We start from the raw sequence: 21,469 nt of genomic DNA, 5'->3' as shown, positions 1-21,469 counted from the left end.
ACGTGTGAAGGGCTCCGTCCACGCCGGACGGAGCCCTTCGGTGTTCATGGAGCCCCTGCGGCCTGGGAGAGAGCAAGGGTGAGGCGAACCAGGCCGTGGTTGACGCACCGCCCCGGGGTGCGCCGATCAGGTGCGGCGGAACACGGCCTAGCTGAGCAGGTTGTCGAAGTCGCCGTCCTTGGCGCCCAGGATGAGGCAGTCGATCTCCTCCTGGGTGTAGACCAGGGCCGGTCCGGTCGGGAAGCGCGAGTTGCGCATGGCGATCGAACCGTCGGTGAGGCGGGCCATCTCCACGCAGGCGCCCTGTGAGTTACTGCGCTTGGCCTTCTGCCAGGAGGCCTCGATCAGCTCGGTCGCGCGGATGCCGTTGTGTGCGGTCATGTTCGTCTAGCTCCTTGGTCTCTCTGAGGGGATGTGCGTGCGGATGCACTGCCAGATGCACGTGCAAAAGCACTGACACTCTTCCGAGCATAGCGTGACCATCGCCACTTGTCCTCGCGTTTGTGAGGATGTAAGCGCCATGTAATCGAGATGCGTTGCGGTTATCCCCTCGACCCCCTTTCGTTGCAGGTCAGGCAGGTTGCGGCGGCAGATCCGGCCCGTTTGTGACGATCAAGGAACCGTTCTTGGAAAGGGCGCTCCGATTCGAATGCCCTGTGGTAGCAAAAGGCCCCGCCGGTCATCCGACGGGGCCTGGTTCGGGGGTCTCTCCACCCCCGGAACTCACTCGCAGGAGAGCGCCGCGGTCAGCGCGTCCAGGTTGCCGAGCATGATCGACGGGTAGTCGTCGCCGGGCGACCGGTCGGTCACGCCCTCCAGCGGATCGAGCACCTCCACCCGTGCGCCGGTCTCGGCGGCGATGGTGTCGGCGGTGGCGGCGGGCATCAGCGGCTCGGTGAAGACCGTCGTGATGTCCCGCTCCCGGACGACGTCGGTGATCGCCGCGATCTGGGCGGGGGAGGGCTCGGTGTCGGGGTCCACACCGCTGACCCCGATCTGCTCCAGGTCGTACCGGTCGGTCAGGTAGCTGAAGGCGGTGTGGCCGACCACCACCTCGCGGTGCTCGCAGGTGGCGAGGCCGGTCTCGTAGGCCTCGCCGAGGGTGGACAGCTCACCGACGACGCGCTCGGCGCCCTCCTGGTAGCGCTCGGCGCCCTCGGGGTCGACCTCGCCCATCCGCTGGGCCAGGGCCTCGGCGGTCTCCTTCATGAGGTCCACGTCCAGCCAGAAGTGCGGGTCGAGGTCGCCGTGGTCGTGCCCGTCGTCCTCGGCGTGCCCGCCCTCCTCCTCGTGGTCATGGTCGTGGTCGTGGTCGTCCTCCGCGTGCTCGTCCTCGCCGCCGGCGGGGCGGAGCTCGACGACGTCGGCCACGTTGAGCGCGGCCCCCTCCGCCTCCTGGCCGATCGCCTCGTCCACGGCGGGCTGGAGGCCCTCGACGTAGAAGGCGATGTCGGCCTCGCTGACCTGGCCGATCTGCCGACCGGTCAACTCCAGGTCGTGGGGTTCGGTGCCCGGCTCGGTGAGCTGAACGACGGCGACGCCGTCACCGCCGATCTCCTGCGCCAGCCACTCCAGCGGGTACACGCCGGTGACGACGGTCAGGTCCGCGTCGGCGGGGGAGATCCCGTTCCCACCGTCCTCACCTCCGCCGGTTCCGCACCCGGTGGCGATCAGGAGTGTGGTGGCGCCGAGGGCGGCGGCTCGCGCGATGGGAGTTCTCATGGACCCATCATCGGGAAAATGAAAACGGTTGTCAATTTGCGCGCTTTGCCGGAACCCTCCCGACCTGCCCGAACCCGGCTCAGGTGGTCTCCGCGAACCGCTCCACGTCGTCGGTGCGCCCCGCCACCACGATCACGTCGCCCTTGTGCAGGACGGTCTCCTGGGTCGCGTAGGTGAAGGAGGCTCCCACCCTCTTCACCGACACCACGGTGATCCCGTACTGCTGGCGCACCCGCGTCTCCCGCAGCGTCCGACCCAGCAGCGACTTCGGCGCCCGGGTCTTGCCCAGCGCGAAGCCCGCGTCCAGCACCACGTAGTCCAGCATCCGCCCGGACAGCAGGTGGGCCACCCGCTCGCCCATGTCGTGCTCGGGCAGCACGACGTGGTCGGCGCCCACCTGTTCCAGGATGCGCCCGTGCCTGCGGTTGGTCGCCTTCGCCCAGATCGAGGGCACGCCCATGTCCACCAGGAGCGAGGTGGCCAGGATGCTCTCCTCCAGGTGGCTGCCGATCGCCACCACGGCCCGCGAGTACTGGGCCGCGCCGATCTGCTTCAGGGCCTCCTCGTCGGTGACGTCGGCGACCACCGTGTGGGTGAGCGCGTCGGCGTAGGTCTGCACCAGACGGGGGTTGGAGTCCAGGCCGAGCACCTCCCACCCGCGGTTGACCAGTTCCAGCGCGAGCGAACTCCCGAACCGGCCGAGGCCGATGACCAGCACGCGTTTGTCGTCGGATCTGTCTCGATGTGGCATGTGCCCTCTCCTCCGGGGAAGTGCTGGGTGCGCCCGCCGCTCAACCGATGATCGGTCGGGCCTCCGCGAGCTCGTATCGGCGGTGCCGGTCGCGGAAGGCCAGGGCCGTCACGAAGGTGACGGGCCCGATCCGCCCGGCGACCATCAGCACCGCCATCAGGTACTGGTTCCACGGCGCGAGCTCGGGTGTGATCCCGGTGGACAGCCCGACCACGCCGAAGGCGGACACCACCTCGAACAGCACCTGCATGAGGTTGAACCGGGTGGCGTACAGCATGAGCACCGTACTCACGGCGACGACGGTCGCGGACAGGAACACCAGGCTCAGGGCCTGGCGGATGACGTCGTAGGGGAGCTGGCGGCCGTAGACGTGCACGCGGTCGTGCGCGCGGACCTCCGCCAGCACCACCAGGAAGATGACGGCGAGGGTGGCGACCTTGATGCCGCCCGCCGTTCCGGCGCTGCCGTTGCCGACGAACATCATCATGACGGTCAGCAGCAGCGTGGAGTCCTGCATCTCGCCGGTGGGCACGGAGTTGAGGCCCCCGCTGCGCGGCATCACCCCGGCGAAGAACCCGTCGGTGATCCTCGCCCACCAGTGCAGCTGCCCGAGGGTGGCGGGGTTGTTCCACTCCATGGTGGTGACCAGCACCGCTCCCACGACGAACAGCAGGCTGGTGGTGGTGACGGTGAGTTTGGTGTGCAGGGTCCAGCGGCGCGGGGTGCGCAGCTGGCGGCGCAGTTCCAGCAGCACGGGGAAGCCGATCCCGCCCAGGATCGAGGAGAGCGCGATGGGGAAGAGGACGAACGCGTCCCCGGAGAACCGGATGAAGCTGTCGGGGTACAGGGACAGCCCGGCGTTGTTGAACGACGAGATGGAGTGGAAGAAGCCGGAGTAGACCGCCTGGCCGAAGGTGAGGTCGTAGCCCAGCCACATACGGGGGGTGATCAGGAGGAAGGTGATCCCCTGGCAGACCAGGAAGATGGTCAGCACCCGGCTCACCAGGCCGCGCACGTCACCGACCCAGAGGGTGCGCACCTCGGCCTGCACGTTGAGCTGCATGCGCAGCCCGAACCGGTGGATCACGGCGGTGCCCAGCAGCGAGGCCAGGGTCATGATGCCCATGCCGCCCGCCTGCATCAGCGCCAGCACCACGCCCTGGCCGAACCCGCTCAGGTCGTCGCCGATCGAGACGACGCTGAGGCCGCACACCGAGAGCGCGGAGGTCGCGGTGAAGAGGGCCTGCTCGAAGGGGAGCCCCCGGCCGTCCGTGGTGGCCCACGGGGTACTGAGGAGGACGGCGCCGACGAGGTCGACGGTCACGAACATCAGCAGGAAGACGCGCGCCGGCTTGAGCCAGACGCGGGACTCGCGCGGCGCGTGCCACTCCGAGCCCCGGTTGCGGTTCCGTGCCGCTCCCCGGAGCGAGCGCAGGCCGCGAACGAGCTGGCGCAGCGCTCTGGGAGGTCGGCGCGCGGGCGGTGGGATCACCGCTGACGTGCCTGGTGGTCGGCGTTGCGTGACACGGACACTCCTCGCTCGGGGACCCGAACAATACTGCCAAAGCCCCCCGCTCCGGGCACGTCGCCCCTCCGTGTGGCGTCGGACCCCTCAGGGGTGCCGGGCGCCCTCGTGGTCGGCGTGGCCGGGCGGTTCCAGCTGGAGGGTGGAGTGCTCCACGTCGAAGTGTCCGGTCAGGCACTCGTGCAGCTCGTCGAGCATTCTCCCGGAGTCGCGCAGGTCGTCCTCCGAGACCACCACGTGCGCGGACATCACGGGGACCCCGGAGGTGATGGTCCAGGCGTGCAGGTCGTGGACGTCGATGACGGAGGGGTGGTTCATGAGGTGTTCGCGGACCTCGCTCAGGTCCATGCCCTTGGGGGTCGCCTCCAGCAGGATGTGGACGGCCTCCTTGAGCAGTGCCCAGGCGCGGGGCACGATGATCGCGGCGATGCCGAGCGAGACCAGGGTGTCCGCCTGCTGCCAGCCGGTGAGCCACACGATCAGGCCGCCCACGATCACGCCGACCGACGCCAGGGCGTCGCTCATGACCTCCAGGTAGGCGCCCTTCACGTTGAGGCTCTCCTTGGCGCCCGAGCGCAGGACGACCATCGCCACGATGTTCATGACCAGGCCGAAGGCGGCGACCACCACCATGCCGAGTCCGGACACCTCGGCGGGGTCGCGGAGCCGGTCGACCGCCTCGACCACGATGAACGCGCACAGGGCGAACAGCACGATCGCGTTGACGGCGGCGGCGAGGATCTCGGCGCGCTGGAATCCGAAGGTGCGTTTGCTGGTGGCCGGGCGTGCGGCGATCCACACGGCGGCCAGGGCCAGGGCGATCCCGAAGGAGTCGGTGACGGTGTGCCCGGCGTCCGCGAGCAGGGCGAGGCTGCCGCTGAAGGCGGCGCCGGTGACCTGAACGACGGCGACGACGAGCATCAGCCCGAGGACCAGCGCCAGCTTCCTGCTGTTGGCGGCCCCGGCGGTGATCGGGCCGTGGTCGTGTCCCGCGCCCATGGGTTCCCTCCTCGGTTCTGCGAACGGTGGTGTCCCCACGCGTCGCGGCGGTCTGCTGCTGCGGGCCCGCGCGCTCGGGCGGTCCCGGGTGTCCGGCCGAACAGTTCAGCCTTCACTGTTTATACAGCGAGGACTGTCTATACAGCAAACGATGTACAATGATTTTCATGTTGACCTCCGAGCAGCGCCTCTCCGCGATCCAGCGTCTCGGCCGCGCCCTGTCCGACCCCACCCGGTGCCGCCTCCTCCTGGCGCTGCTGGAGGGCGCCGACTACCCCGCCGGGCTGGCCGACCGGCTCGGCCTCACCCGGCAGAACGTCTCCAACCACCTCGCCTGCCTGCGGGACTGCGGACTCGTGCGGACCCAGGCGCGCGGTCGCCAGGTCAGCTACGAACTCGTCGACGCGTCCCTGGCCCACGCGTTGGAGGACCTCCTCGGTGTCGTCTGGGGCACCACGCAGCCGCACGCGGCCCTGGACTCCCAGGGAGAACCAGGGGAACAGGCGCCGGTCGCCTGAGTCACCGCGGCGCGCCGTCGGGCGTGCCGGGTGCGGGTGAGTGCGCCTTCGGAGGGTTTCGGGGGGCCGGAACGCGACCTGTGATGTCCGTTACAGGAATCCGTGAGTTCGGAGTGCACGAAGACCCACTTCGGGACGGGCGACCACCGACTTTCTGAGGGTGTCCCTAACTTTGGTCGGACGGGACCCTGACAGAAGGCTGACATGTCCCTGAGAGATCCCTGAACCTCCCGGGTTCCGCCCAACTTCCGATATAACGCGACGTATGGTGAGTGGTGCGCCCGGCGGATGCGCAGCCCTCGCGGGCCCCGTACCAGGCGGACGACACCCGCATCCCCCACACCCACGTCCTCGCGGATCGGCACCGAGACCGCACCGGTGAGCGCGCGCTCGACGAGCGAACGCCGCACACCCGGGTCCGGCCGTCCCACACACGGCGAGCTAGGAGCGAGCACCTCTCATGTCCAGACAGGCCCCAACGGCCCCCGGCGCGGAGCACCCCCTCACCCGGGGCTCCGCCCACCCGGTGGAAGGGACGAACGCGTGAACCGCCTTTCGGTCATGTCGCTCGGCAACCGGGCGCTGGTCCTCCTCATCACCTTGGCCGTCCTGCTCTTCGGCGTCCTCGCGGCGATGTCGTCCAAGCGTGAGCTCTTCCCCGAGATGTCCCTGCCGATGGTGATGGTCTCCGCCCAGTACCAGGGCGCCACACCTCAGGTGGTCGAGGGACAGGTCACCGAACCCCTCGAACAGGCCCTCCAGGGCGTGGAGGGGGTCGACAGCATCACCTCGACCTCCACCACCGGGTCCGCGCAGATCATGGCGGAGTTCGACTACGGCCGCGACCAGGACGCCCTGGTCCGCGAGACCCAGGTCGCCGTCGACCAGATCTCCGGGATGCTCCCCGACGACGTCTCCACCTCCGTCATGGCCCTGAGCATGGACATGATGCCGGTGATGATGCTGGCCGCCAGCACGGAGAGCGGCGACGAGCAGTCGATGGCCTCCTCCATCGAGAACGTGCTCATCCCGGAGCTGGAGTCGGTCCCGGGCGTCCGCTCGGCCAACCTGTCCGGCGTCCCCGACCAGCGCGTGGAGATCACCCCGGACGAGGACGAGCTCGCCGACGCCGGGATCACCACCCAGGACCTGGCCGACGCCCTGGAGTCCAGTGGCCTGCTCATGGCGGGCGGCAGCATCGACGAGGACGGCCGCAGCCTCAGCGTCACCACCGGTGACCAGCTCACCAGCCTCGACGACATCGAGGACGTGTGGGTGCAGCCGTCCCAGGGCGCGGACCCGTCGGGCGCGATGCCCGGCGCCCCGCCCGCCCCGGCGCCCTCGCCCGTGCAGCTCTCCGAGGTGGCCGACGTCGAGATGGTGACCGAGGACGCCTCCTCCATCGCCCGACTGGACGGCAACCCCAGCGTCGCGCTCATGGTCATGGCGACCCCGGACGGCAACACCGTCGAGATCTCCGACGGGGTCCAGAAGGTCCTCGACCAGCAGTCCGACCTGCTCGGTGACGACATCTCCCTGAGCGTCGTCTTCGACCAGGCGCCCTTCATCAACGACTCGATCACCGACATGTTCGAGGCCGGTGCCTACGGCCTGGCCGCATCGGTCATCGTGATCCTGGTCTTCATGCTGTCCATCCGCTCCACGCTCGTGGTGGCGGTGTCCATCCCGGTGTCGGTCCTGGCGGCCTTCATCGGCATGCAGGCGTTCGGGTTCACCCTGAACATGCTCACCCTCGCCGCGATCACCATCGCGATCGGCCGGGTGGTGGACGACTCCATCGTGGTGCTGGAGAACATCCGCAGACACATGGACTACGGCAAGGAACGGATGGCCGCCGTCAAGGACGGTGTCCGCGAGGTCGCCACCGCCGTGGCCTCCTCGTCCTTCGCCACCATCGCCGTGTTCCTCCCGCTGGCCTTCGTCGGCGGCATGGTCGGTGAGATCTTCATGCCGTTCGCGGTGACCAGCAGCCTGGCCCTGGCCGGTTCCCTGCTCGTCGCCCTGACCATCACCCCGGTCCTGTGCTACTGGTTCCTGCGGCCCGCCGAGGTCGGGGACTCCAGCCGCGAGGAGATCGAGCACGCGGCCTACCAGCGCGAGATGCGCACCCCGCTCCAGCGCGCCTACCTGCCGGTCATCCGGTGGATCACCACCAAGCGGAAGGTGGCCACGGTGGTCACGCTCGCCGCCTCGGTGGCGATCTTCGGCGGTACCGCCGTGATGGCCGCCAACTCCGAGACGGACTGGCTGGGCGAGGCCGAGGAGAACACCTACACGGTCATCCAGGAGCTCGAACCGGGCATGTCCCTGGAGGCCGCCGACGCCGAGGCCGTCAAGGTCGAGGAAGCCCTGGCCGGGATGGCCTGGATCGAGACCTACCAGGTCAACGTCGGAGGCAACCCGATGATGGGCGGCGGTGCCGCCGACCAGATCGACTACACCATCACCGCCGACCCCGACACCGACCAGATCCGCAACCGCGACGTCCTGCGGGACACCTTCGCAGGACTCGACACCGAGTACGAGCCGCGCCTGGACTCCACGGGCGGCATGGGCGGATCCGGCATCGAGGTCCGCGTGACCGCCGAGGACCAGGACACCCTGGTCGAGGCGGCCGGGATGATCGAGGACGAACTGCGCGAGATCGACGGCGCGGACGACGTCACCAGCGGTATCTCGGAGTCCCAGCCAGCGCTGGAGGTGCACGTCGACGGCGAGGAGGCCGCAGAGTACGGCCTCAACGAGACCATGGTCGGCCAGACCGTCTCCGCGGCGTTCAACGGCCGTGACGTCGGTGACGCCACCATCGAGCACATCCGCCGCGACGTCGTCGTCCTGGTCCAGGACGCGCCGGGTACCGTGGCCGAGCTCAGGGAGCTGCCGATCACCACGCCCACCGGGCAGGAGATCGAGCTCGGTGACGTGGCCGAGGTCTCCGAGGTCGAGCAGCCGCCGGAGCTCACCCGCATCGACGGTGTCACCAGCACCACGGTGTCGGCCAACCCCACCGCCTCCGACCTCGGCGCGGTCAGCGTCGCGATCACCCAGGCGCTGGACGGCATGGACCTGCCCTCGGGCGCCACCGCCAGCCTCGGCGGGGTCAGCCAGGACCAGACGGAGGGCTTCGCCCAGCTGGGTCTGGCGCTGCTCGCCGCGATCATCATCTGCTACCTGATCATGGTCGCGACGTTCAAGAGCCTGATGCAGCCGCTCATGCTGCTCGTCTCGGTCCCGTTCGCCGCCACCGGCTCGCTGGGCCTGCTGATGCTGACCGGTACCCCGATCGGCGCCGCGGCCCTGATCGGCATGCTGATGCTGATCGGCATCGTGATCACCAACGCCATCGTGCTGATGGACCTGATCAACCAGAACCGGAAGAAGGGGATGGACCTCAGCGAGGCCATCGTCGAGGGCTCCCGGCACCGCCTGCGCCCCATCCTGATGACCGCGGTCGGCACCATCGCCGCGCTCGTCCCGATGGCCACCGGGCTGGCAGGCGGCGGCGCCTTCGTGTCCGCCCCGGTCGCCCTCGTGGTGATCGGCGGCCTGGTCACCTCGACCCTGCTCACCCTGATTCTGGTCCCGGTCCTCTACCAGCTGGTGGAGGTCCGCCGTCAGCGCCGTGAGGCCAGGTCGGCGGCCCGCCAGGAGCGGCGCCGCGCCAAGCGCCGGGCCCGCGCCGAGGACAGGGCGTCCAGCGACGGCCCCACGGCCGAGGGCGACGCGGGCGAGGTCCCGGAGAAGCAGAACACGGCCACCGGAGGCTAGCTCCGGAGCCATAAACCCAGGAGGGTGCCCCGCGCGGTCCACGTGCGGGGCACCCTCCTCCGCGTTCCCTGAGGCTCCGGGACGGCTGGGGGACGCGAGGGGCCCGAAGCCGTCGGCTGAGCGCAAAGCCCTGTGAATCAGGGGATCCAGGGCCCTTCCTCTGTGTCACCGGTATGTCGATTTGTGCTATCTCCCCATAGGGTGCAGAATCCGCAGGTCAGGCCCTTGATGTCGAGCGCTTTGCCATCACGCCGCCATCACTTGGAAGCCCTGCTCCGTGAAGGTCCGGTTGAGGAGCTTGATGGCGTTGCTGGTGGACCCCTGGAGGAGGTGCCAGTAGACACGCTCTGTAGTTGCTGAGTTCTTGTGGCCCAGAATCTTGGCCACCTGGGGGAGCGACAACTGGGCGTCCTGAATCGCCCGTGAAGCGAACGCGTGCCGCAGCCAGTGGAACGTGAACTCGTCCGGAAGCTCGGCCGCTCCAACCCCATCGCGGAAGTCCTGGTAGAACATCGTCAGGTTCGCATACGGTCCGAACTTCCCCGGGCACAGGTACCCGTCCTTGGGGATGCCGTACCGCTCGATGTGCTCGTCCAGCTTCTGCTCCATGTAGTTCGTCACGGGGATGTCGCGGTACTGGTGGGCCTTACGGCGCTTCAACGGGACCAGGGTGTGGACGTTCTTCACCTGCCGGTTGATGCGTAGGACCTTGCCCTCTCCCGTTTCGATGATCTTGGGTCGGGACACCGCCAAGGATTCAGCGATACGGAGTCCCCCTGCGTAGCCGAGGTACACAGCGATCTGCCAGGGCCCGAAGATTCGGCTCGCCAGCGTGTCCACCTGTTCCAGCGTGGGTGACACGAAGACCCGAGACTCCACATGCTCGGGGAGTTGGACACCAGCACAGGGGCTGTGCTCGATGATCTTGCTCGCCTTGAGGTCCTTGAAGACGGCCGCAACAGCGATGTAGATCGAGGCCACCGTGTTAGCCGCGTACCCCTCCTCGATCTTCCCCGCGACGAGGGACTTGACGTTCTCCCGCGTGACTTCCGTCTCCTGAAGCGACCCGAAGGACGTCCCGCCCAGGTCGAAGTCGTAGATATGGGTTCGCAGGTTGCTCCGGTAGCTGATCGTGGTGCTATCCGGACCCACCCGCTGTTCAAGGAACTTCTCGGCGGCCTCCTGGAAGCTTCGGCCCTTCCGTTGGGGAGCCTTCACTACCTCTTGCACCGCGTGGGCGCCCTCGACCTTCGCTGCCCAGCGGTTGGCAGCGCCCCACTGGTCCCCGTCGTACTCCTTCTTCTTGAAGGTCATGGTCTGGAGCTTCGAGCCGCGACCGCCGTTACGCCACTGCACCGTGGCGGAGTGATCGCACTTCTTCCAGAGGCGGATCTTCTTCTTTTCGTCGCTGAGGCCCTTGGCACAGGAGCAGCGCTTGAAAACCGACGCCATCAGACGACCGTGTTCCGGGTGAGGTAGTCCTCCACCGAACGCTCACGGAAGCGCAGGTGCTTGCCAACACGGATTCCCTTGAGTCCCCACGTCTTCCAGCAGGCGTAGACCGTCTTCTTCGGAACGGCGAGGTACTCGGAAACATCCTCTGGGGTCATGAGGCGGTTCGATCCTCCGAGCGACACGGTGTCTCACTTTCTAGTCAGGATGTGGGGCTCCCCCTGGTGGGGGAGGTGTTTGGTTCTTCTCGAACGGTGTTTCGCTGAAATCCTTGAGGTGCCGGACCGCGCTCTCCACGTCGATGTAGGGGGCGATGCCCGCTGGGCGTGAGTGGAGGTGGAAGTCCAGGAGCTGACGTCGCAGCGTCTCCGGGTCTCGGGCGGCCTCCATGGGCCACTGCCCGTCGATCCAGCGCCAGGCGTCATGTGCTGTGACCTCACCGAGGCCCGTCACCTCGACCTCACCTGTAGCCGTTGGCGGGAGCAGAAACGCGCTGGGGGACACCTTCAAGGCCGCGGCCAGGGCCATGAGGTCGTCGGTGTCAACGCGTCGCCTGCCGTGCTCGATTCTGGTGACGGCTCCAGCAGTGAACGGTCGGCCATGTTCCTCGGTGAGTTGTTCGGCCAGCTTGGTGGTGCTGAGACCCCGCGCGGCGCGTAGGCGCTTGAGGTTGGCAGCCACTTGCTGCCCTGTGGGTCCGAGCTCGTTCGCTCGTCGGCCTTGGTTGGTGTTCTCGCTCATCTTGAGAGTGTCCCAGCCCAACATGGTGGCCACGGTGTACCTCCTCTCTTCTCGTTGTTCTTAGTTCATCATGGTTGCATCCTAGCTCATCTTGATAGAAGCTTGACTCAAGAAAGAAGGGGGCGCCGTAGCACCCCCACACCTAACCGACAGCCCCGGCACAGCGCTGCAACGCCGTGCCAGGGCCCACTCGCACCCTGAGATCGCAGGAAACGAGCATGAACAATCGTATCGTCGGTGCTCTCGAAGCAGCCACCACCATCCCCTGGTGGGACCTCATCCCCGTCCTCACCGGGGCAGCACTCATCAGCCTCCTCATCATCCGCGTCATCGCCTCCGCAGTACGAGCCCTGCGCTCCCTGCCCGAGGAACGACGCGACGATCTCGTCCAGCTGCTCCTGACCATCGCCTTCCTGATCGTCGTCGGCGCACTGGTCGCGGAAGGCCTCATCGGCTTCGCCCGCGACGAGATGGGACTCGGCCCCCTGCTCTCCGTCGCCGTGTTCCTCGGCATCGACGGCGTCGCAGCCTTCTTCGCCCACACCGCCTACCGCCTGGCCAAGACCGGCCAGCGCGCCCTGTTTCCCCGGATGATGGTCATCCTCATCATCGCCGCGTCCGCCTGGTTCCAGTGGATTCACGCCGCCGACCTGGCAGCAGCCGCGCAGGTCGCCCGCGCCGGAATGCCGGTGATCGCGGCCCTGCTCTTGGAGACCCTCCTCGCCTCACGCCGACAGGCGTTCCAGCAAGCTCAAACCGACGCCGGAACACGCGTGCCCACCGCCCGGTGGATGTGGGACCCGATCGGTTCAGCGGGCATCACCCGACGCCAGCAGCTCTGGGCGGTCGCGAACTGGGAGGACGCCCTGGAGCTCCACATGATCCGGATGGAAGCGATCCAGAGGCTGCGCCGAGAGTTCGGGTGGAGATGGGCGTGGAGGGTGCCCGCGACGGTGTCAGTGCGCTTGCGGAAGGGCTTCCGTGTTGAGGAAGCCGCCGCGATGGTAGACGACATCATCAGCCACCACCAGCAGGAGCGGGAGGCAGGGGCAACGCTCGCCCCGATGCCACCATCGAAGGACCCGGCCGTGTTCGACAAGGCCGTGGATATGTACGCGCAAGCGATCACCGGGGGAATGTCGCTGCCCTCGGAACGTTCGTTGTGCCGGATGTATGGGGTTCCCACCAGCAACCGTCGTTGGGCACGGGCTGTGAAGAAGGAGGCCGAGCGCCGCGCGGAGGACTCGCAACCGGTTCAGCAGGTGATCGAGCCTGTACCGGTTTGACCCGGAGGCGGGGCCCCGACCGCCGGTCGGGGTCTCCGACCGTTCTCGGTCGGGCTCGACGTTCGCTTGCTGGGCAAGTGACCGTTCCCATGCTTCTCCGCTTGTCGGCGGCGGCGAGCATGGTCGCTCCCGAGAGATCGCTCCTGTGGCGTATGAGTCCGCGAGCGGACGCCGTCCGCTCCGTCTGCCGGGCGGCGTGAGCGAGCGCGGATTCCGGGTCGCGGTGGCGGCGCGAGTTCGAGCCCGCCTCGGTTCTACGGCGCCAGTGCCTGGGTGATGCGCGCCTGGATGTCGTGCGCGATCTCGCTCGGGGTTCGGGCCGACTCCCAGTGGAGTTCGGTGAACGACGCTGTCCCCGGACCGAGCCCGGGTCGCACTGAGAGATCGCGGCTCGAAGGAAGGTTGTCACTCAACGGTCTCTGCCTCCAGGTGTCCGACCTGGGTGCGAAGAAGCGATCACCTACTAGGTTAGTAGGTGGTGTTCCAGCCAGGTGCGCAGGGAACGGCCGCCGAGGCGATGCTCAGTGCTTTTCCGCCTGGCGATGCTCGGACTCCTCCATCGCCTCTGGCGTGTTCCGTGGGGAGGGAACCCAGGTCGCCTCGACCTCGCTCTTCCCACGCTGGATCGCGGCCCCCTCCTCGGTGAGGTACTCCTCCGGGATGTCGAACTCACCGTCACGGGCACCAGGACGAACGCTTCCCACTCGGCGGGGGTGAAGAACAGGGTGCCCTTCTCCGGGGACTTGCCGTCGCGCACCGCGCGGAAGCTGTCGTCGACCTCCGCGATCTCCGCGACCACTTCGGCAAGGAGGACCGCGACCACACCGTCTGCGTGGTGTCTGTGTGTCGGGTGCGTGCGGGGAGACAGGGGGCCGGGGCAGGTAGCGCTGATGCCCCGGAGGCCCGTGCCGGGACGGTGCGGGTCTCCCCGTGTCCACGGCTCCCGGACGCGGGGCCCGTCAGCATCGCCTCCGTGCTCAACCCGTGGCCGGTCCCGGAGCGGGGGTCCACTCATACGGGTTGCGCCAGACGACGACGCCGAGGGCCGCCAGACCGACCGAGAGGATCCATCCGAGGAACAGGGCGATGAACAGCCGTGGCCGCTTGTGCGCGGGATCCGCCGCGAGGGTCAGGGACGCCGGTTCCCCCGGGGCGCGGGGGTCGTAGGCGACGGTCAGTACGTCTCCCTCGGCCGGTTCCTCGGGCAGCCTCCCGAACACCTCGGCGGTGTGGGTCACGCCTCGGACGGTGTAGACGACCTCCGGCACCAAGGTGTCCTGCGCCCCCATCCCCGGTTGCCCGGACCCCGGTATCACTCGCACGTGGGTGACCTCCGCCCTGGCCCGCTCCGAGTAGTCGGGGTACTCCTCCATGTCGGGATGGGCGAACCGCGCCCCGAGGACCGCGGCCAGGACGAACACCACCAGCACCGGTGTCACCGAGAGGACGCGGTCACGCAGACGCGGCCTCCGGGGGCGGGGGGCCGGCGATTCGAGGGGGTCGCTGTCAGCCATACGGCACCACGTGCCCTGAGCCGGGTCTCGGAAACAACGCCCGGCTCGGGTCCGACCTCAGGAGCCGAGCCACGCGGCCGGGTAGGACGGAACGGGCCGACGCTGTTCCAGGGTCGCGCTGAGCCACCAGGGCGCGGCGCACAGGAGTCCCGCCACGACGGTCCATGCGGGGGTCCAGGGCACGAACACTCCGAGAAGGAGGACGACGGGGAAGACCAGTCCGAACAGCCAGCGGGGCCACACGTGTCGGCGCTGGCCCAGGAACGGGGTGACCGTCGCTGCCGTCCTGCGCTTCCACATGGGCCCCAGGATCAGCGGGGTGAACACGAAGGGGAGGACGGACAGGGGGAATTCCTCTCCCTGCTGCCACACCAGTCCCAGCAGGGTCACCGACACGGCGGCGATCCCCGCGGTGAACAGCCCGGTGCCCACGCAGAACAGGACGTAGGACCTGCGCAGCCGCAGCACCAGTTCCCAGTGTTCCCGCCACGCCTGCTCCGCGAGGGGTGTGCCGATCAGGGTCTCCATGCGAGACCACGACGCCACGGCCTGGTTGAGGAGGGGGAGTTGCTGTGGGGGTGTGGTCACGCCGTCTCCGTTCAGAACACCGATGGGACCGGAACACCCTATACGGGGTGGTTTCCCGAACGCCCGGCAACAGGACAGGTTGCACGTGACCACCGACGGCATCGGGACCGCGTGGGGGCGTGCGCTCATTCCCGAGACTGCCACCCTTACCCGCGACACCGACGAGTGACCTGCACACCAACTGCCACAACTGTGTCTATCGGCTCTGCGGGGTGCGGTCCGGCTGCGTCATGCAGTTCGGCGTAGACCGCTGCGGACGGCCGGGACACACGGGACTGAGCGCCGACTCCAAGGCACCGGTCACGGGGCCTCACCCTCGACCGTGTCCCTGATGGCCTCCTCCAGCATTGCGTTGGGCAGGTCGAGATAGACCCTGGGGGACCGGCCCCCGATGTAGGTGGGGCACCGGGCCTCGTCCGGAGTCAGTTCGCCGGAGTCCACGACGGTGCCGGTGCGCAATGCGTAGACGGTGTACTCGTAGGAGACCCGGTACAGCTCCGCAGACCATGTCTCGGCGTCATCGGGAGGCGGGGCGAAGAGGTAGGCGCCCGATTCCTGGTACTCGCAGGTGTCGAGCCTCTCGTCGCCCTCCGACCCGGCAAGGGGGCTGGCACAGACCAGCAGTTCGGCCTCGGCAGGGTCGTCGGGCGCCCACTCCTCGAAGTCGCCGGTGTAGTCGATCAGGGTGAGTGGCTGACCTCCAAGGCCGGTGCCCAGGTCCCAGCCGAACACCACGGTGGGATGGGGGCCCTCACCGGAGTACTCGGCCGTGCCCGGATGGCCGTCGCCGATGTCATGGTCACTCGACTCGAAGCAGTACGTCTTGAGGTCCTCCAATTCTTCGAGCTCCGGCGGCGGCGACGAAGGGGAGGGCGGAGGAGTGCGCTCTACCGCGGCGGAGTTGGGGGGAGCTGGCTCCGGTGCACTACAGCCGCCGATCGCCAGGGCCGTGGCGAGCAGGATGAGTGGAGATGTGTACGGGGTGCGCATGCGCATGATGGGGTTCCTCGGAGGGACGGGGGGAGGCCTGAGGCTACCGCAGAAGGGCCGCACGGTATGGATCCGGCTCCAACGGCCTCTCAGGCGGCCGCAGGCCTGGGGAGGGGCGCGTCCCCCGGGAGAAGGGCCTGAAGCCGGCGCCGTAGGGAGAACCACCCCTATGCGGGGTGATCCTCGCCACCCGCTAGTATCGTCCCTTCGTGCCCGACGACCCCCGGGGAACCAGATGTCCGACCTCGCCCGTGTTCGCGCCGAACTCCTCGATGAGATCCTCCTTCCCACCATCTCCAACGGTGTCCGGGGAGTGGTGGAGAGGGCCCGTGCCCTGGTGGAGAAGCAGGGGTCGGACCCCTGGTCGCACTACCTCCTGGGGCTGGCCCTGGGTATGCGCTACCTGGATGGCGAGGACCCGGAGGACGCGGAGGGCAGCCGTCACCATCTGGAGGAGGCGATCCGTCTGGGCGGGAGTACGGACCCCGATGCCGCGATGTTCCGCCAGCAACTCGCCGGGTCCCTGACAGCCCGATGGGCGAAGACCTTCGCGCGGGATCCGGACGCCGACCCCACGGAACTGGCCGGGGCCCTGGGCCTGGCCCGCGAGGCACTGGAGATGACCGACGCCCACAGTCCGCACCTGCCCGTTCGGCTGGTGCAGGTGGCCGAGTTCCTCGGCCAGGGCGTGGAGGGCCCGGACGGTGTCACCGAGGCCTTGGCCCTGACCGAGCGCGCGCTGGCCGTGGCCCACCCCGATGACCCGCGCCGGTCGAAGTTCGAGCACACCCGCGCCCAGCTGCACTTGCGACGGGCCACACGTGAGGAGAGTCCGTCCGCTGCGGTGGAGGCCGAGAGGTCGGCTGTGCGGGCGGTCCAGCTCGCCCCTGGCTACGACCCGTCACAGATGGCGATCCCCGGTACGTTCAGCAGCGCCCGCGTGCTCGGCAACAGACTGAGATGACGAGCGGATATCCCGGCCGGAGCCACTGATGGGGGTCTGAGTGGCCTTGGCCCACACACGAAGACACCGCCCCGCCCCACCATCACGGTGGGTCGGGGCGGCCCCTGTTCAGTCGGTCGCGCGCTTGCCCTTCACTTCTCCACCGGCAGTACCAACAGCGGCGCCGAGCAAAGCCCCGACCACGATTCCCAACGCCAGGTTGTCGAACGCCGTCCCGAGGGCGATCCCCAGGGCGAGGCCGATCGCCACTCCGGTGCCTGCGCTTGCTCCTTGCTTCCCGGTCACGACGTGCTCCTGTCTGTGGTTCGCACGTTGGACGTTGGACGTTGGACGTCCCGCACACCTGCCGGGTTGCAATCGAGCAGTCAGACACGAAGAAGTGCAGGCGTGCCAATCGTCGTCGCTCTTCAATGCGGCCTGGGTGGTGACCAGTGCGGTCGCTACCCAGGCCAGCCAGAGCACGCCGGTGAGCACCGTGAGCCCGTTGTAGACGGTGGCGACCGCGATCGCGGCCAGGGACAACAGGGTGATGGTCACCTGGGCATGTGCTCGTGTGGGCATCCCCCTTCCTGCCGGGTCCGAGGGGAGGACCAGAAGTAGACCGCAGTCCCCGTCGTCGCCCCGAACGCCAGGGACGGCGGTCTGGCCTGGGGAGGCCTGGCCAGTGCCCGCCAACGGGGCAGGTAGGCAGCCTTCGTGCGCAGCCCGCCCACAAGTGGACGTCAACGCTGCCCGTTCTCCCCAGCTCCGGGCCCGTGGGAGCTCCACCCGGCGTACACCAACTCAGCCAGTTCCCGAGCGTCCTCGAAGAAGGCGTCCACCTCGACCCCGCCGCCCCCACTCCTGGATACAAAGCACTGGAAACCCGCGCCCCGAACCTCGGCCAAGGGCAACCCGTCGCCCGCGGTGGCGTCCACCCGGGAGACCTCGCTCCAGAGCAGCGTGGTGGTGGTCCCCGCCTGCCGATGGACCAGCCCGCGGACGTGCACCCCGATGGTCCGATCCAGGGTGCGGCGCCACTGCACCAGCCGCCACACCCCCAGGCCCAGGATGATCGCTCCGACCCCCAGCAGCATCCCCGCCGCGTACAACCCGTCGTCCGCCCAGCCCTCCATCTCGACGACCACCGCCACACCACCGAGCATCACGGCCGCTCCGACGGCCGCCATGACACCCCCCAACCGCTGGAGCCGCGCGCTGTCAGTGCGGTACTCGCGCAGAAGGTCCCCGAGTTGATCGACGTTGGGTTCCATGGAAGTCCTTTTCTTGCTGAGGGTGGAGGCAAGTTCACATACCTTCCCTGATCCGGCCAAAGCATGCCGGAGGTGGCGGGCGGAGCGCGTCATGTGACCGGATGCGGACAGACAACGAAACCGCCCGCCCCACCCTCGAAGACGTGCGTGGGCGGCGCGGCGCGAGGCCCTACACGCCGTGGCGGACGTCGCCGGTTGCACGGTTCCAGCTAGCTACCACCGCACGCCGCCCGCGAGCGGACCGCGTGCTACCTCTGGCCACCCGCTCTGTCACGGGCGGGCGGCCGCCTCGTGGCCGGATGTTGCCAACCACGCGACACCCCGACCACTCACCGTTACGATCGTGGCGCTCCCGTCTCCCCAGATGGCAACACACCCTCACCCCCCACGGAGGACACGTGACCATCACCCCCGACGCACCCACCAGGGCCCCGGGCTTCATCTGGCTCGACCTCACCCGCAAGTGCCAACTCGCCTGCGCCCACTGCTACAACGAGTCCGGACCATCCGCTGACCACGGCACCATGACCCGGGCCGACTGGCTGCGCACCATCGACCAGGCCGCCGACGCGGGCACCCTCCACGTTCAGCTGATCGGCGGCGAACCGACCCTGCACCCGGACGCGGCCACGATCGCCCAGCACGCTCTCGACCGGGGGTTGAGCGTCGAGGTGTACTCCAACCTCGTCCACGTCACCCCCGAGTGGTGGAGCCTTCTCCAGCGTCCCGGCATGTCGCTCGCCACCTCCTACTACGGGGCCGACGCTAGCAACGCGGCGGCCCGCTCGTGGGCGATTCGAGAGGCTAGGACGCGTCGGCAGTCCGGCGCTCGTAGGCCTCCAGCAAGTCGGGCCGGTTCAGCGGGGAGGGAACCCAGGTCGCCTCGACCTCGCTGTGGCCGCGCTGGATCTTGATCTCCTCCTCGGTGAGGTACTCCTCCGGGATGTCGAACTCACCGTCGCGGGCACCGAGGACGAACGCGTCCCACTCGGCGGGGGTGAAGAACAGGGTGCCCTTCCCCGGGTCCTTGCCGTCCCGGACCGCGCGGAACCCGTCGTCGAACTCCGCGACCTCCACGATCGCCTCGGCCTCCGGGTCGGACAGCGACGAGCGCATCCACAACGCGTCGGTCGTGTCGTGCCACTTGACGTTCCCGTTGGCTTCCGGCGGCAGGTCAGGGGTGGTCTCGGCTTGGTTCGTCACGTTACTCCTTGTGTCGTCATGTGTGAGAGATACCCTAGTCAGGGTCCGGACACGAACCGGCCCCCGCCAGTGAGGATGGCGGGGGCCGATTTCTTTCGTTGCTACTTCGTGCGAACCGCGTCGAGCAGAGCAGTCCACTCACTGGACGGAATGGCTACTTCCCCCGACTCCCGATGCTGGGTGTCTCGGACCCTAGTGATCTTCCCCTCGGCCACCTCGACACACGCGCCCTGGTTTCCGCTGTAGCTGGACTTGTGCCAGTCCTGTGCACGCACGACTACTCCTTCAGTGATGCGATGAAATCGATGCTCTCTGCGGGCGAAAGCGCTAGACCTCGAAGCGCCCCGAACCGCTCCAGACATCGTGCCACGACATCCAAGTCCGCGATGATCTGGCCATCCTCAGGTAGCTCTGCGTACACCAGGCACTCCAGCAGGGTCATCCTGAGAGTGATGAATGCTCCATTCAGGGCGCCATGTGCTCCTCGGTCGAACGGCATCACCTGGAGTTGGATGTGCCTCTTCTGAGCCTGCTCGATCATGTACTCGTACTGTTCGAGCATGACCTCTGAATTCCCCACTGACCTGCGCAGAGCCCCCTCTTCAATGACGAAGTGCACAAGGGGCGGATCCAGTCTGGCGAGGATTTTCTGCCGCGCCAACCGCGAGTTCAAAAGACGATCCTGTTCCTCTGAGGTCAATGGTGGGAACGAGGCACCAAGAACTTCAGCTGCGTAGTCATGGGTCTGGAGCAACCCCGGAACGGCCTGGGGTTGAAACTCTTGGATGACCTGGGCTTTCCCTTCGATGTCGACGTACTTCTGAAACCACCAGGGCTGCGCTCGCTTCGCCCCTGGCCACAACTCCTGGAGGCGTCCGTGGCCGTTCAGGGCCCGGTCGGCGTCTTCCGCGAAGATCTTCGAGGGTCGCCTCTCACCACGTTCGATAGATCCCACCTGCTGTTTTGAGGTAGATGTGAGATCACCGAGCTCCCTCTGACTGAGATCTACCAATTCGCGTAGACGGCGAACTTCCGCCCCAAACTGGTTGATAGCGGCTTGCTCGGCGGGGGAGGTCTTGGGTGGCATAGCCCCAGACTGCCTCAAGCGACCCCGAATGGCTACACGAAGTCCGAATCAGAATGCAGAACGTGCCCACCACTGGTCCGTCTTATCGCTGCTCAGGCATGGTGGCTGCACGAGGTCACGGATGAAAGAAGCCCCGGTGGCCGAAGTAGAGAGCGGCCGCCCGGGGCTGAGACCCCACCCCGACGTACCGAGGTGAAGACGAATGCAGCATACCGCCCTGAAACCCACCCACCCCAGGTGGATCACAGAAGCCTGCGGCCGATTCCCCGGCCAGCACGACCAGGTGCGAGAAGTCCGCACGTGGGCCCGCGAGACGCTCTCCACATGGGGGATCGACGTCCCCGAGGACCTCGCTCTGGTGATCACGGAGCTGGTCACCAACGCGGTGGACCACACGTTCAGCGGGGACGAGGGCGGAATATTCACCGTGCGTCTCTACCTCCACGGAGACCATGTGCGCGTCGTTGTTCGCGACGCTGGTCCCCGGGCGGGACGCACCCCCACCCGCCGAACCCCGGTCCCGACGGCCCTGCACGGCCGCGGGCTCACCCTGGTCGCTGACTGCTCCACCTCCTGGGGTGCCCTGCGGTACGGCACTGGTGTCTTCGCTGAGGTTCCTCGATGAGTGGCCCCCTCCTGTCGATGGTGCCGCTGACCCAGGTCATGCCGCGCCCCACCGGCCACACGCACACCGCCATGGCAGCCATGCAGGCCGTGTTGATCGACCTCGGTTACACACCCCAGGTCGAAGTCGGTGAATGGTCGATCGACGCGCAACTGTACCGAGACCGTTTCTGGGACCGGGGCGGACCCATAGGAATCGGCCCTCTTCGAGCCTTCGCGCTGCGCCTGCACCAGCCCAGCCCGGACCGTTTGTGGTGGCTGGTCGAGTACCCGGCCCGAGGCCCGGACGAATGGACCATGCCGCACTCGGCCAGCAGCACCCGGCGCGTCACCATCCTCGGAGACGCCACGCTCCCGGTCCACGCCCAGGACCTCGGCGTGCTCGACTACCTCACCGAGCGACCGGAGCAGCGATGAGCCGTCGCATCGACCGCAGACCGCAGATCTCCCAACACCGACAGAG

Annotated in this window: 23 protein-coding genes and 1 pseudogene; 7 read left to right on the top strand and 17 right to left on the bottom strand. The window is 68.0% G+C overall.

Translation table 11 applies throughout. From position 1 onward, the window contains the following. Positions 1-147: 147 nt before the first annotated feature. The 5 genes from AC0VYL_RS21260 to AC0VYL_RS21240 form a co-directional block, all read right to left on the bottom strand. The gene (locus tag AC0VYL_RS21260) at positions 148-381 is read right to left on the bottom strand and encodes a DUF397 domain-containing protein (RefSeq protein ID WP_378737396.1); all 234 of its coding nucleotides are present in this window, start codon (positions 379-381) and stop codon (positions 148-150) included. A 342-nt stretch (positions 382-723) separates the two neighbouring features. Further along, complete coding sequence (locus AC0VYL_RS21255) at positions 724-1,722, bottom strand: metal ABC transporter substrate-binding protein (RefSeq protein ID WP_475481307.1); 999 nt, start codon at positions 1,720-1,722, stop codon at positions 724-726. A 79-nt stretch (positions 1,723-1,801) separates the two neighbouring features. Then, complete coding sequence (locus AC0VYL_RS21250; protein WP_475481306.1) at positions 1,802-2,473, bottom strand: potassium channel family protein; 672 nt, start codon at positions 2,471-2,473, stop codon at positions 1,802-1,804. 40 nt (positions 2,474-2,513) lie between these two features. Continuing rightward, positions 2,514-3,908: a TrkH family potassium uptake protein gene (locus AC0VYL_RS21245; protein ID WP_475483556.1), complete on the bottom strand. Its 1,395-nt coding sequence runs from the start codon at positions 3,906-3,908 to the stop codon at positions 2,514-2,516. A gap of 177 nt (positions 3,909-4,085) precedes the next feature. Continuing rightward, entirely contained in the window at positions 4,086-4,997 is a 912-nt protein-coding gene (locus tag AC0VYL_RS21240; protein ID WP_475481305.1) for a cation diffusion facilitator family transporter, read from the bottom strand. Positions 4,998-5,164: 167 nt separating this feature from the next. Between AC0VYL_RS21240 and cmtR the strand changes: the two genes are divergently transcribed. Both cmtR and AC0VYL_RS21230 read left to right on the top strand, forming a co-directional pair. After that, a complete protein-coding gene (gene cmtR / locus AC0VYL_RS21235; protein WP_475455264.1) occupies positions 5,165-5,515 on the top strand; it encodes a Cd(II)/Pb(II)-sensing metalloregulatory transcriptional regulator CmtR in 351 nt (116 codons plus the stop codon). Positions 5,516-6,076: 561 nt separating this feature from the next. Then, entirely contained in the window at positions 6,077-9,304 is a 3,228-nt protein-coding gene (locus tag AC0VYL_RS21230; protein ID WP_475483555.1) for an efflux RND transporter permease subunit, read from the top strand. A gap of 246 nt (positions 9,305-9,550) precedes the next feature. On the opposite strand, the gene AC0VYL_RS21225 is transcribed toward AC0VYL_RS21230, so the two are convergent. Genes AC0VYL_RS21225 through AC0VYL_RS21215 form a run of 3 tightly spaced genes read right to left on the bottom strand, consistent with a single transcriptional unit; the run spans position 9,551 to position 11,521 of the window. Further along, positions 9,551-10,756, bottom strand: coding sequence for a tyrosine-type recombinase/integrase (locus tag AC0VYL_RS21225; protein WP_475481304.1), 1,206 nt, complete (start codon positions 10,754-10,756; stop codon positions 9,551-9,553). Further along, positions 10,756-10,914 (bottom strand): helix-turn-helix domain-containing protein, encoded by a 159-nt coding sequence (locus AC0VYL_RS21220; RefSeq protein ID WP_475481303.1) that lies wholly within the window; start codon positions 10,912-10,914, stop codon positions 10,756-10,758. The genes AC0VYL_RS21225 and AC0VYL_RS21220 overlap by 1 nt, the downstream gene beginning before the upstream one ends. A 40-nt stretch (positions 10,915-10,954) precedes the next feature. Continuing rightward, on the bottom strand, positions 10,955-11,521 hold the full coding sequence (locus AC0VYL_RS21215; protein WP_475483554.1) for a helix-turn-helix domain-containing protein: 567 nt from the start codon (positions 11,519-11,521) through the stop codon (positions 10,955-10,957). Between the two features lie 194 nt (positions 11,522-11,715). Between AC0VYL_RS21215 and AC0VYL_RS21210 the strand changes: the two genes are divergently transcribed. Further along, complete coding sequence (locus AC0VYL_RS21210; RefSeq protein ID WP_475481302.1) at positions 11,716-12,783, top strand: DUF2637 domain-containing protein; 1,068 nt, start codon at positions 11,716-11,718, stop codon at positions 12,781-12,783. A 521-nt stretch (positions 12,784-13,304) separates the two neighbouring features. On the opposite strand, the pseudogene AC0VYL_RS21205 reads toward AC0VYL_RS21210, so the two are convergent. From AC0VYL_RS21205 to AC0VYL_RS21190, 4 genes and pseudogenes are all read right to left on the bottom strand, one after another. Then, positions 13,305-13,608, bottom strand: a pseudogene (locus AC0VYL_RS21205) (DUF397 domain-containing protein). A 152-nt stretch (positions 13,609-13,760) separates the two neighbouring features. Continuing rightward, complete coding sequence (locus AC0VYL_RS21200) at positions 13,761-14,297, bottom strand: DUF3592 domain-containing protein (RefSeq protein ID WP_475481301.1); 537 nt, start codon at positions 14,295-14,297, stop codon at positions 13,761-13,763. A 57-nt stretch (positions 14,298-14,354) separates the two neighbouring features. Continuing rightward, entirely contained in the window at positions 14,355-14,885 is a 531-nt protein-coding gene (locus AC0VYL_RS21195) for a hypothetical protein (RefSeq protein WP_475481300.1), read from the bottom strand. 300 nt (positions 14,886-15,185) lie between these two features. Then, on the bottom strand, positions 15,186-15,722 hold the full coding sequence (locus AC0VYL_RS21190) for a hypothetical protein (protein ID WP_475481299.1): 537 nt from the start codon (positions 15,720-15,722) through the stop codon (positions 15,186-15,188). A 388-nt stretch (positions 15,723-16,110) separates the two neighbouring features. Between AC0VYL_RS21190 and AC0VYL_RS21185 the strand changes: the two genes are divergently transcribed. Beyond that, positions 16,111-16,839, top strand: a complete 729-nt coding sequence (locus AC0VYL_RS21185) for a hypothetical protein (RefSeq protein ID WP_475481298.1) — start codon at positions 16,111-16,113, stop codon at positions 16,837-16,839. Between the two features lie 108 nt (positions 16,840-16,947). Here AC0VYL_RS21185 and AC0VYL_RS21180 read toward each other — a convergent pair whose 3' ends face one another. Together AC0VYL_RS21180 and AC0VYL_RS21175 are read right to left on the bottom strand one after the other, a co-directional pair. Then, positions 16,948-17,376, bottom strand: coding sequence for a glycine zipper domain-containing protein (locus tag AC0VYL_RS21180; RefSeq protein WP_475481297.1), 429 nt, complete (start codon positions 17,374-17,376; stop codon positions 16,948-16,950). Positions 17,377-17,561: 185 nt separating this feature from the next. After that, positions 17,562-18,092, bottom strand: coding sequence for a hypothetical protein (locus AC0VYL_RS21175; protein WP_475481296.1), 531 nt, complete (start codon positions 18,090-18,092; stop codon positions 17,562-17,564). Positions 18,093-18,193: 101 nt separating this feature from the next. Here AC0VYL_RS21175 and AC0VYL_RS21170 point away from each other — a divergent pair, with 101 nt between their 5' ends. Further along, a complete protein-coding gene (locus AC0VYL_RS21170; RefSeq protein WP_475481295.1) occupies positions 18,194-19,006 on the top strand; it encodes a radical SAM protein in 813 nt (270 codons plus the stop codon). Here AC0VYL_RS21170 and AC0VYL_RS21165 read toward each other — a convergent pair. From AC0VYL_RS21165 to AC0VYL_RS21155, 3 genes are all read right to left on the bottom strand, one after another. After that, positions 18,897-19,295: a DUF397 domain-containing protein gene (locus tag AC0VYL_RS21165; protein WP_475481294.1), complete on the bottom strand. Its 399-nt coding sequence runs from the start codon at positions 19,293-19,295 to the stop codon at positions 18,897-18,899. The two genes, AC0VYL_RS21170 and AC0VYL_RS21165, sit on opposite strands and share 110 nt — an antisense overlap. Before the next feature lie 101 nt (positions 19,296-19,396). Next, positions 19,397-19,657 (bottom strand): DUF397 domain-containing protein, encoded by a 261-nt coding sequence (locus AC0VYL_RS21160; protein ID WP_475481293.1) that lies wholly within the window; start codon positions 19,655-19,657, stop codon positions 19,397-19,399. Further along, a complete protein-coding gene (locus tag AC0VYL_RS21155; RefSeq protein ID WP_475481292.1) occupies positions 19,573-20,382 on the bottom strand; it encodes a helix-turn-helix domain-containing protein in 810 nt (269 codons plus the stop codon). Before AC0VYL_RS21155 ends, AC0VYL_RS21160 begins: the two co-directional genes overlap by 85 nt. Before the next feature lie 202 nt (positions 20,383-20,584). On the opposite strand from AC0VYL_RS21155, the gene AC0VYL_RS21150 reads away from it, so the two are divergent. Together AC0VYL_RS21150 and AC0VYL_RS21145 are read left to right on the top strand one after the other, a co-directional pair. Then, positions 20,585-21,007, top strand: coding sequence for an ATP-binding protein (locus AC0VYL_RS21150; protein WP_475481291.1), 423 nt, complete (start codon positions 20,585-20,587; stop codon positions 21,005-21,007). Next, positions 21,004-21,423: a hypothetical protein gene (locus AC0VYL_RS21145; RefSeq protein ID WP_475481290.1), complete on the top strand. Its 420-nt coding sequence runs from the start codon at positions 21,004-21,006 to the stop codon at positions 21,421-21,423. The genes AC0VYL_RS21150 and AC0VYL_RS21145 overlap by 4 nt, the downstream gene beginning before the upstream one ends. Positions 21,424-21,469: the final 46 nt, after the last annotated feature.

Source organism: Nocardiopsis sp. iso_238, assembly GCF_056173325.1.
This window is presented reverse-complemented; position numbering and strand designations above follow the sequence as displayed.

Bases quoted from the DNA above. Each gene is read 5' to 3' on its own strand.
- AC0VYL_RS21260 (WP_378737396.1), bottom strand. From the start codon at position 381: ATGACCGCACACAACGGCATCCGCGCGACCGAGCTGATCGAGGCCTCC.
- AC0VYL_RS21255 (WP_475481307.1), bottom strand. From the start codon at position 1,722: ATGAGAACTCCCATCGCGCGAGCCGCCGCCCTCGGCGCCACCACACTC.
- AC0VYL_RS21250 (WP_475481306.1), bottom strand. From the start codon at position 2,473: ATGCCACATCGAGACAGATCCGACGACAAACGCGTGCTGGTCATCGGC.
- AC0VYL_RS21240 (WP_475481305.1), bottom strand. From the start codon at position 4,997: ATGGGCGCGGGACACGACCACGGCCCGATCACCGCCGGGGCCGCCAAC.
- cmtR (WP_475455264.1), top strand. From the start codon at position 5,165: ATGTTGACCTCCGAGCAGCGCCTCTCCGCGATCCAGCGTCTCGGCCGC.
- AC0VYL_RS21230 (WP_475483555.1), top strand. From the start codon at position 6,077: ATGTCGCTCGGCAACCGGGCGCTGGTCCTCCTCATCACCTTGGCCGTC.
- AC0VYL_RS21225 (WP_475481304.1), bottom strand. From the start codon at position 10,756: ATGGCGTCGGTTTTCAAGCGCTGCTCCTGTGCCAAGGGCCTCAGCGAC.
- AC0VYL_RS21220 (WP_475481303.1), bottom strand. From the start codon at position 10,914: ATGACCCCAGAGGATGTTTCCGAGTACCTCGCCGTTCCGAAGAAGACG.
- AC0VYL_RS21215 (WP_475483554.1), bottom strand. From the start codon at position 11,521: ATGTTGGGCTGGGACACTCTCAAGATGAGCGAGAACACCAACCAAGGC.
- AC0VYL_RS21210 (WP_475481302.1), top strand. From the start codon at position 11,716: ATGAACAATCGTATCGTCGGTGCTCTCGAAGCAGCCACCACCATCCCC.
- AC0VYL_RS21200 (WP_475481301.1), bottom strand. From the start codon at position 14,297: ATGGCTGACAGCGACCCCCTCGAATCGCCGGCCCCCCGCCCCCGGAGG.
- AC0VYL_RS21185 (WP_475481298.1), top strand. From the start codon at position 16,111: ATGTCCGACCTCGCCCGTGTTCGCGCCGAACTCCTCGATGAGATCCTC.
- AC0VYL_RS21175 (WP_475481296.1), bottom strand. From the start codon at position 18,092: ATGGAACCCAACGTCGATCAACTCGGGGACCTTCTGCGCGAGTACCGC.
- AC0VYL_RS21170 (WP_475481295.1), top strand. From the start codon at position 18,194: ATGCGGACAGACAACGAAACCGCCCGCCCCACCCTCGAAGACGTGCGT.
- AC0VYL_RS21160 (WP_475481293.1), bottom strand. From the start codon at position 19,657: ATGTCTGGAGCGGTTCGGGGCGCTTCGAGGTCTAGCGCTTTCGCCCGC.
- AC0VYL_RS21155 (WP_475481292.1), bottom strand. From the start codon at position 20,382: ATGCCACCCAAGACCTCCCCCGCCGAGCAAGCCGCTATCAACCAGTTT.
- AC0VYL_RS21150 (WP_475481291.1), top strand. From the start codon at position 20,585: ATGCAGCATACCGCCCTGAAACCCACCCACCCCAGGTGGATCACAGAA.
- AC0VYL_RS21145 (WP_475481290.1), top strand. From the start codon at position 21,004: ATGAGTGGCCCCCTCCTGTCGATGGTGCCGCTGACCCAGGTCATGCCG.